The 8,592-nt window shown below is 57.9% G+C and carries 7 protein-coding genes; 5 read left to right on the top strand and 2 right to left on the bottom strand.

Translation table 11 applies throughout. From position 1 onward, the window contains the following. Nucleotides 1-329 (bottom strand): NAD-dependent epimerase/dehydratase family protein (locus G5358_RS18980; protein WP_421324705.1); only part of this gene is annotated, 329 nt, incomplete at its 3' end. A 158-nt stretch (nucleotides 330-487) separates the two neighbouring features. On the opposite strand from G5358_RS18980, the gene G5358_RS18985 reads away from it, so the two are divergent. From G5358_RS18985 to G5358_RS19005, 5 genes are all read left to right on the top strand, one after another. Next, complete coding sequence (locus G5358_RS18985) at nucleotides 488-1,132, top strand: TetR/AcrR family transcriptional regulator (RefSeq protein ID WP_236767591.1); 645 nt, start codon at nucleotides 488-490, stop codon at nucleotides 1,130-1,132. Between the two features lie 115 nt (nucleotides 1,133-1,247). Continuing rightward, the gene (locus G5358_RS18990; RefSeq protein WP_216979756.1) at nucleotides 1,248-2,438 is read left to right on the top strand and encodes a glycine C-acetyltransferase; all 1,191 of its coding nucleotides are present in this window, start codon (nucleotides 1,248-1,250) and stop codon (nucleotides 2,436-2,438) included. 55 nt (nucleotides 2,439-2,493) lie between these two features. Then, on the top strand, nucleotides 2,494-3,522 hold the full coding sequence (gene tdh, locus G5358_RS18995) for an L-threonine 3-dehydrogenase (RefSeq protein WP_204480586.1): 1,029 nt from the start codon (nucleotides 2,494-2,496) through the stop codon (nucleotides 3,520-3,522). Nucleotides 3,523-3,719: 197 nt separating this feature from the next. Then, nucleotides 3,720-4,175: a c-type cytochrome gene (locus G5358_RS19000; RefSeq protein WP_204480583.1), complete on the top strand. Its 456-nt coding sequence runs from the start codon at nucleotides 3,720-3,722 to the stop codon at nucleotides 4,173-4,175. An 85-nt stretch (nucleotides 4,176-4,260) separates the two neighbouring features. Next, on the top strand, nucleotides 4,261-6,543 hold the full coding sequence (locus G5358_RS19005; protein WP_216979758.1) for a putative bifunctional diguanylate cyclase/phosphodiesterase: 2,283 nt from the start codon (nucleotides 4,261-4,263) through the stop codon (nucleotides 6,541-6,543). On the opposite strand, the gene rep is transcribed toward G5358_RS19005, so the two are convergent. Then, nucleotides 6,540-8,552: a DNA helicase Rep gene (rep, locus tag G5358_RS19010; protein ID WP_421209184.1), complete on the bottom strand. Its 2,013-nt coding sequence runs from the start codon at nucleotides 8,550-8,552 to the stop codon at nucleotides 6,540-6,542. The genes G5358_RS19005 and rep overlap by 4 nt on opposite strands. Nucleotides 8,553-8,592: the final 40 nt, after the last annotated feature.

Here is an 8,592-nt window from a genome sequence, read left to right on the forward strand (position 1 = left end):
TCGATGCAGTAGTGGAACAGATCCTTGGAGTACTCGTAGTTGACCTCCATGATGAACTTGCCGTTCCACTCGGTGGTGGCAGAGCAGGCACCTTCGTGGAAGATCACCTCGATGCCGTTGTCCCACTCTTCAAACTCGTCGCCGGAGACGATGCGCGCCTGAAACTCGTCTTTGTCCATGTAGTCAGCGATGGTCAGATCGACCAGGTTGACGAACTTGGTGCCGTCGGTCAGGTCATCAATGACCACGATATCGGTCCGTCCTTGAGCGTTCAGCTGCTTGACCAGATTGCTGCCGATAAAGCCAGCACCGCCAGTTACTACGATCATGGAGTTTGCCTCTCGTACGTTGATGGCTACATGTGACTGCTTGTTAAAGCTGTGTATAGTGAGCCAATTTGAAATTGCCGAAAAGTTTATCACGGGCCGTCCGGGGATTCGACCTTGTTCAAAACTGCCCCGAGCGGAACCTGTTGGAGGAATGAGTGATGAAAACCAGAGACAGGATCATTCACAGCGCGACCGAGCTGTTCAACGATCAGGGTGAACGCAACATCACCACCAACCACATTGCGGCGCACATGGGTATCAGCCCGGGCAACCTCTACTACCACTTCCGCAATAAAGAAGACATCATCCACTCCATCTTCGACCAGTATGCTCGTCACCTGAGCGAGAGCTTCGTGCCGACCCGCAACCGTGAAATCACCCTGCAGGATCTGATGGGCTATCTCGATGCCATCTTCTATCTGATGTGGCAGTTCCGCTTCTTCTACGCCAACCTGCCGGACATCCTGAGCCGTGACGAACCGCTGCAACAGAAGTACCTCAAGGCCCAGGAGCAGATGCGTTCTTCCGTGGTCGCGCTGCTCAGAAGCCTGCGCGAAGGCGGCATTATCGATGTCAGCGATGAAGACCTGCCGGATCTGGGCCAGACCATCAAGATGGTGGTGACCTGCTGGATCCCGTTCCAGATTGCCCAGGCCCCCAACACCCGCATCACCAAACCGTTGCTCTATCAGGGCGTGTTGAAGGTGCTGTTCCTGCTGCGCCCCTATGTGCAACCCCAGGTGGCCGGACAGATCCAGCAGCTGGAGCAGCACTACCGCCTGCTGGCCCAACCAGCTGGGTGAGATCTGTTTCACATTTGTTGAATATCAGCACAATCATTTGAATTTACCGCAACAGATTGCAGTAAAATGTCGCCCTCTGTTGATACGCAGCTGAAATAGCCACTAAGGATCGAGGATGTCTAACGGATTCTATCGTCACCTGACCGAGCAACTGAACCAGGTGCAAGCTGAAGGGTTGTACAAGCAGGAGCGCATCATCACCTCCGCCCAGCAGGCCAGCATCGCCGTCGGCGGTGAGCAGGTACTGAACTTCTGTGCCAACAACTATCTGGGGCTGGCCAACCACCCGGATCTGATCGCTGCCGCCCATCAGGGACTCGACAGCCACGGCTTCGGCATGGCCTCGGTGCGCTTCATCTGTGGCACCCAGGACCAGCATAAAGCGCTGGAGCAGAAGATGTCTGCCTTCCTCTGCACCGAAGACACCATCCTCTACTCCTCCTGTTTCGATGCCAATGGCGGTCTGTTCGAGACCCTGTTCGGCGCCGAAGATGCCATCATCTCCGATGCCCTCAACCACGCCTCCATCATCGACGGCGTGCGGCTGTGCAAGGCCAAGCGTTATCGCTACGCCAACAACGACATGGCCGAGCTGGAAGCCCAGCTCAAGCAGGCTGACGCCGATGGCGCCCGCTTCAAGCTGATCGCCACCGACGGCGTCTTCTCCATGGATGGGGTCATCGCCGACCTCAAATCCATCTGCGATCTGGCGGACAAATACGATGCGCTGGTGATGGTGGATGACTCCCACGCCGTTGGCTTTATCGGCGAGAATGGTCGTGGCACCCACGAATATTGCGGCGTGATGGATCGGGTCGACATCATCACCGGCACCCTGGGCAAGGCGCTCGGCGGCGCATCCGGCGGCTATACCTCCGGTAAGAAAGAGGTGATCGACTGGCTGCGTCAGCGCTCCCGCCCTTACCTCTTCTCCAACTCGCTGGCCCCCTCCATCGTTGCCGCAACTATCAAGGTGATCGACATGCTGGCGGAAGGTCACGACCTGCGCGCACGTCTGAAAGAGAACAGCCGTTACTTCCGCGAGCGGATGAGCGCTGCCGGTTTCACTCTGGCAGGCGCCGACCACGCCATCATTCCGGTGATGCTGGGGGATGCCAAACTGGCCTCCGAAATGGCAAGCCGCATGCTGGCAGCTGGCATCTATGTGGTGGGTTTCTCCTTCCCGGTCGTACCTAAGGGTCAGGCACGCATTCGCACCCAGATGTCTGCCGCCCATACCCGCGAACAACTGGACAAGGCGATCGACGCCTTTATCCGCATCGGCCGTGAACTCGGCGTTATCTGATTTGAATCAAGGGGCTGCAGCCCCTTTTTTCTGCATTCATATTGAAGGAACAGCCATGAAAGCACTCTCCAAACTGCACAAAGAGGTCGGCATCTGGATGACGGATGTGCCGGCCCCCGAGCTCGGCCACAACGACCTGCTGATCAAGATCCGCAAAACCGCCATCTGCGGCACCGATATCCATATCTACAACTGGGACGAGTGGTCCCAGAAGACCATTCCGGTACCCATGGTGGTCGGCCACGAATATGTCGGCGAAGTGGTCGCCATCGGTCAGGAGGTGCGCGGCTTCGCCATCGGCGATCGCGTCTCCGGTGAAGGCCACATCACCTGTGGCCACTGCCGCAACTGCCGCGCTGGCCGCACCCACCTCTGTCGCAACACCACAGGTGTGGGCGTCAACCGGCCGGGGGCCTTCGCCGAATATCTGGTGATCCCCGCATTCAACGCCTTCAAGCTGCCGGACAACATCCCGGACGAGCTGGCCGCCATCTTCGACCCGTTTGGCAATGCGGTGCACACCGCCCTCTCCTTCGATCTGGTGGGTGAGGATGTGCTCATCACCGGGGCGGGCCCCATCGGCATCATGGCCGCCGCCGTCTGCCGCCATGTGGGTGCGCGCCACGTGGTGATCACCGACGTCAACGAATACCGGCTGGAGCTGGCCCGCAAGATGGGCGCCACCCGCGCGGTCAACGTGGCCAAGGAGAAGCTGGCCGACGTGATGAGCGAGCTGGGCATGACCGAAGGCTTCGACGTGGGGCTGGAGATGTCCGGCATCCCGAGCGCCTTCCAGGAGATGCTCGACAAGATGAACCATGGCGGCAAGATCGCCATGCTCGGCATTCCCCCCTCTACCATGGCCATCGACTGGAACAAGGTGATCTTCAAGGGGCTGTTTATCAAAGGGATCTATGGCCGCGAGATGTTCGAGACCTGGTACAAGATGGCCAGCCTGATCCAGTCCGGGCTGGATCTCTCCCCCATCATCACCCACAGATTCCACATCGACGAATTCCAGCAGGGGTTCGATGCGATGCGCTCCGGCCACTCCGGCAAGGTGATCCTGAGCTGGGATAAATAACCCTTTTCACCCTTTGGTTACTCGAAACCCGGCGAATGCCGGGTTTCTTTTTATCTCCACCACCAGAATTGCCGTGATATCGCCCAAAACTTTGTACGCAGAGTGTTTAACACTTCACACACAAGCGTTTAAATGGCTGTAACTATTCGGTTATAATCCCGTCGTTTACATGGATAATAAAAGACTGCTGGGAGTATATGAGCGTGTTGAAAAAACTGAGCTATTTGCTGGCTGTCGGGATGACGGCCGCCAGCTTGTCTGGGGCAGTGCTTGCTGCCGATGAGATGTCACCGGAGGCTATTGCCGAGCGGATCAAACCGATCGGTCAGGTCTATACCGCCAAGGATCTGGAAGGTATTGCCGGCGCGGGTGCTGCACCTGCTGCGACCGCCTCTTCCGGTCCCCGCGATGGCGAAACGGTATACAAGGGCGCCTGCTTTGCCTGTCACGACACCGGCGCCGCCGGTGCCCCCAAACGGGGTGACAAGGCAGCCTGGGATCCTCGCATCGCCCAAGGCATTGATACTCTCAAGAAACATGCCATTGAAGGCTTTACCGGCAAGTCCGGCATGATGCCTCCGCGCGGCACCTGTGCGAACTGTAGTGATGAAGAGATTGAAAACGCCATCCACTACATGACTGACAACCTCTAAGTATTTGAAAGGGCCGCAATTGCGGCCCTTTCAATCTATCGGCTTCCGACTACTCTTGTAGGGTAGGCATAGTCGGGAGTTGCTCATGTCGCCCCATTCCACCGAATCCCACTACTCAACTCCTCTGCTGGCGTTGGTCTCTGCCATTATGGATTTTCCGGCTCCCCCTACAGCGCAGAGCAGCGATTATGATGATCTGATAAAGCAGATAAACCAGCTCTGCCCGTTGCAGCATTTCGGCATGCTGGGCCTCTCCGACAGTGGTCTGAACTGGCTCTACGCCTACAAAATCAGCGATACCTTCAAGCAACAACTGGGGCGGGAGCAGTCCCGCATCACCGATCAGCTCACCCAGCTCGATGAGGCCGAAGGGTGGTGCGTCTTTCCTATCGAACATGGTCAGGTGCAGTGGCTGCTGGCTCGCGGCGAACCATCCGACCTGCCCACATTACGCCTGCTGCTGGAGTGTCTATCCAAGCGGCTGACCGAAACCCAAGCGGGCTCCCATCTCACCGAGCTGCCTTCGCCGCTGATCCGCAAAGACCCGAACTGGAAAAAGAAAATCGAGAGCATCAGCCGCATCATGCGACTGGCCAACACCCTGCCCGGTCAGGCGCTCTTCTCCCAGCTGGAGGCGGTGCTGCGCCAGATGCTCGCCATTGAGGATATGCTGCTGGTCAGGCTCCACAGCCATACGCTTGAGAAGATTTATCCCGCACATCCTCGTCAAAGCGACGAATTCATCAGCGGTTTGTGCCACAGCACCAGCAATATCGAGGTCAACAGGGAGGCAACCTACTGGCACAGCATGCCGCTACGGCTGCAACAACAGTACTTCGCCCACTTCATCATCAGCACCGCGCAACCGCTGGAGACAGACGACAAGCTGTTTCTCGACTTCCTGCGTGGTCAGCTCACCCTGCTGTTGGAGCTGAAGCGGATCCGCCAGCAGCTTAACGACATCAATAGTGAAGACTCCATCAACCAGCGGCTGCAACAGCTGCGTCAGACCAACCTCAGGCTGCAAAAGCAGCTCAAGCAGCATCAGGAGCTGGAACGGCGGCTGCAATTCGATGCGCTTCACGACCCGCTGACCCAGCTACCGAACCGGGCGCTGTTGATGAACCACCTCAATCAAGCCATGACCCACTACAACCGCTACAAGTCACCGGGGTTTGCGGTGATCTTCATCGATGTGGATCACTTCAAGCAGATCAATGACACCCTGGGCCACAGTGCTGGTGATCAGCTGCTCAAGGAGGTAAGCCGCCGCCTGCAGACCTGCATCCGGCAAAACGATATGGTGGCCAGATTGGGGGGCGACGAGTTCGTCATCTATCTCGATAGCAGCAAACATGAAGATGACATCAGCCCGGTGCTCAACCGTATCATCAGCCGCCTCTCCTATCCGTTCCGGCTGCTTGGCAATGAGCTGAGTATTACCGTCAGCCTAGGGGTATCGAGTGTGTCCGAACAGACATCGGATATCAGCCAGTTACTCCACCAGGCCGATCTGGCCATGTACCAGGCCAAACGCAATGGCCGCAGCCGCATCGTCAGCTACTCGGATGATTGCATCAACCAGAACTGGAATTCGCCGGAAGAGATGCTGGCTCGGGCCCTGCGGGAAGGGCGTATCGTCCCCTACTACCAACCGGTGATCCGGCTACAGGATAGCCGCCTGACCGGTCTGGAGGTGATGGCGCGCTGGCTGACCGAAGAGGGAATTCTGAAGGATGCATTCGACTTTATTCCGCTGGCGGAGCAATGTGGCCTGATTCTGGAGCTGGATTATCAGATCCTGCGCCACACCTGCCAGCAACTGAAAGTGTGGCTTCCGATCTCGGGCCAGAGCAAGTTCAAGGTCGCCATCAACCTCTCCGGCAAACATCTGGTCAACCATGATCACATCATGCGGTTGGTGGACATTATCGATGAGGAGGGGATAGCACCAGGCTATCTGATCTTTGAATTCAACGAGCGGGAGCTGTCGCGGCAGGATTCCGATGCGCTGGCCTCCCTGCATGAACTGCGTGCCAAGGGCATTCAGATCAGCCTGGACGACTTTGGTACCGGCTTCTCCTCCCTCAACGCCCTGTTCCATTTCCCGGTAGATTACATCAAGGTGGATGACAGCTTTACCCAGCGGATGCTGCAGTCCCCCAAAGATCTGGCGCTGATCCGCGCCATGCGGGATATCTGTCAGGATCTCGATTACACCCTTGTGGTTGAAGGCATTGAGAACCAGCAGCAGTTACAGAAGCTGATAGATATCGGCTGCCGGATGGGGCAAGGACGCTATATATCTCCCCCCATGCCGGGAGCAGACATCATTCCACTGCTATCCCCCGGCAACGCAACCTCCTAATCTTTCTTGAACATGGCGCGCAGATTGGCCACCGCCATCTGCCCCTTCTGCTGGCGCTCCTCGGCAGTCACCTTCTTCTGGTTTTCCCATTCAAGGTCATCCTGCGGCAGCTCCAGCAGGAAGCGGCTCGGCTCTGGCCGTACCGACTCGCCAAACTGGCGCCGCTCCTTGCAGAGGGTAAAGGTCAGCTCGGTCTGGGCCCGGGTAATGCCCACGTAGGCGAGACGCCGCTCCTCCTCGACGTTGTCTTCATCGATGCTGGTCTGGTGGGGGAGCAAGCCCTCCTCCATCCCCACCATGTAGACATAGGGGAACTCCAGCCCCTTGGAGGCATGCAAGGTCATCAACTGCACCTGATCCGCATCATCTTCCCCCTCATTGCGCTCCATCATATCGCGCAGGGTGAGTCGAGTGACCACCTGAGCCAGCGTCATCGACTCCTCCAGCTCATCCCCTTCCAGCATCTCGGTAATCCAGCGATAGAGAGTGGAGACGTTCTGCATCCGCATTTCGGCCGCTTTCGGGCTGGGGGAGGTCTCGTAGAGCCACTCTTCATAGTGGATCTCCTTGATCATGTCCCGCACCGCCTCCACCGGATTGCCGCGCAGCGCCTGATCACCAAGGCGAACCAGCCAGTTGGTAAAGGCCTGCAAAGCCGTCAGGCCACGGCCGGAGAGGTGCTGTTCCAGCCCCAGCTCGAAGCTGGCGGCAAACAGGCTCTTGCCGCGCTGGTTGGCGTATTGGCCAAGCTTTTCGAGGGTGGTGGGGCCGATCTCGCGTCGCGGCAGGTTGACCACCCGCAGGAAGGCAGTGTCCTCATCCGGATTCACCAGCAGCTTGAGGTAGGCCATGATGTCCTTGATCTCGGTACGGGAGAAAAACGAGGTGCCGCCGGAGATACGGTAAGGGATCCGGTTGGTCATCAGCGCCTTCTCGAAGATGCGCGACTGATGGTTGCCCCGATAGAGGATGGCGTAATCCTTGAACCGGGTGCGGTTCATAAACTTGTGGCCCATCATCTCGGCAGCGATCCGCTCCGCTTCGTGCTCCTCGTTCTTGGCGAACAGTACCTTGAGCTTCACCCCTTCATCCAACTCGGAGAAGAGCGCCTTGTCATAGACGTGCGGGTTGTTGGCGATCAGGATGTTGGCGCACTTGAGGATCCGCCGCTTGGAGCGGTAGTTCTGCTCCAGCTTGATCAGCTTGAGGCTGGGGAAATCTTCACTCAGCAGCACCAGATTCTGCGGCTTGGCACCGCGCCAGGAGTAGATGGACTGGTCATCGTCCCCTACCACGGTAAAACGGGCACGCTCGCCGACGATCTGCTTCACCAGCTCGTACTGGCTGGTGTTGGTGTCTTGGTACTCATCGACCAGCAGATAGCGGATCTTGTTCTGCCAGCGCTCACGCACCTCCTGATTGCTCTTGAGCAGCAGGGTCGGCATCACGATGAGGTCGTCAAAATCCAGCGCGTTATAGGCCACCATCTGGCGGTGATAGCGCTCGTAGAGCTGGGCCATCAGCACCTCTTCCGGCCCGCGGGCGATGCGCATGGCACGGGCGGGCAGGATAAGGTCGTTCTTCCAGTTGGAGATTTGGCTGATAAGGGCCGAGAGCTTGTCCTTGTCGTTGTCGAGCTCGTCTTCAGTCAATTCTTTCAGCAGCGCCAGCTGGTCGGTGTCATCGAACAGGGAGAAGTTGGCCTTGAGATTCAGGCTCTTGTGCTCACGACGAATGATATCGAGACCCAGTGTATGGAAGGTGGAGACCATCAGCCCCCGCGCCTCCTTACGTCCCAGGGTCTGGCCGACCCGCTCCTTCATCTCCCGCGCCGCCTTGTTGGTAAAGGTGACCGCAGCGATGTTGCGCGCACTGTAGCCGCACTGCTGCACCAGATAGGCAATCTTGTTGGTGATGACGCGGGTCTTGCCCGATCCGGCACCCGCCAGCACCAGGCAAGGGCCGGAGACATACTTGACCGCTTCGTTCTGATTGGGGTTGAGCTTCATGGGCCGGATCTCTTGGCTTATGATGAGGGGCGGCATTGTA

Origin of the sequence: Aeromonas sp. 604176, from assembly GCF_049170755.1 — a bacterium.
Taxonomy (GTDB): Bacteria; Pseudomonadota; Gammaproteobacteria; order Enterobacterales; family Aeromonadaceae; genus Aeromonas; species Aeromonas veronii_A.

Bases quoted from the DNA above. Each gene is read 5' to 3' on its own strand.
- G5358_RS18985 (WP_236767591.1), top strand. From the start codon at position 488: ATGAAAACCAGAGACAGGATCATTCACAGCGCGACCGAGCTGTTCAAC.
- tdh (WP_204480586.1), top strand. From the start codon at position 2,494: ATGAAAGCACTCTCCAAACTGCACAAAGAGGTCGGCATCTGGATGACG.
- G5358_RS18990 (WP_216979756.1), top strand. From the start codon at position 1,248: ATGTCTAACGGATTCTATCGTCACCTGACCGAGCAACTGAACCAGGTG.
- G5358_RS19005 (WP_216979758.1), top strand. From the start codon at position 4,261: ATGTCGCCCCATTCCACCGAATCCCACTACTCAACTCCTCTGCTGGCG.
- rep (WP_421209184.1), bottom strand. From the start codon at position 8,552: ATGAAGCTCAACCCCAATCAGAACGAAGCGGTCAAGTATGTCTCCGGC.
- G5358_RS19000 (WP_204480583.1), top strand. From the start codon at position 3,720: ATGAGCGTGTTGAAAAAACTGAGCTATTTGCTGGCTGTCGGGATGACG.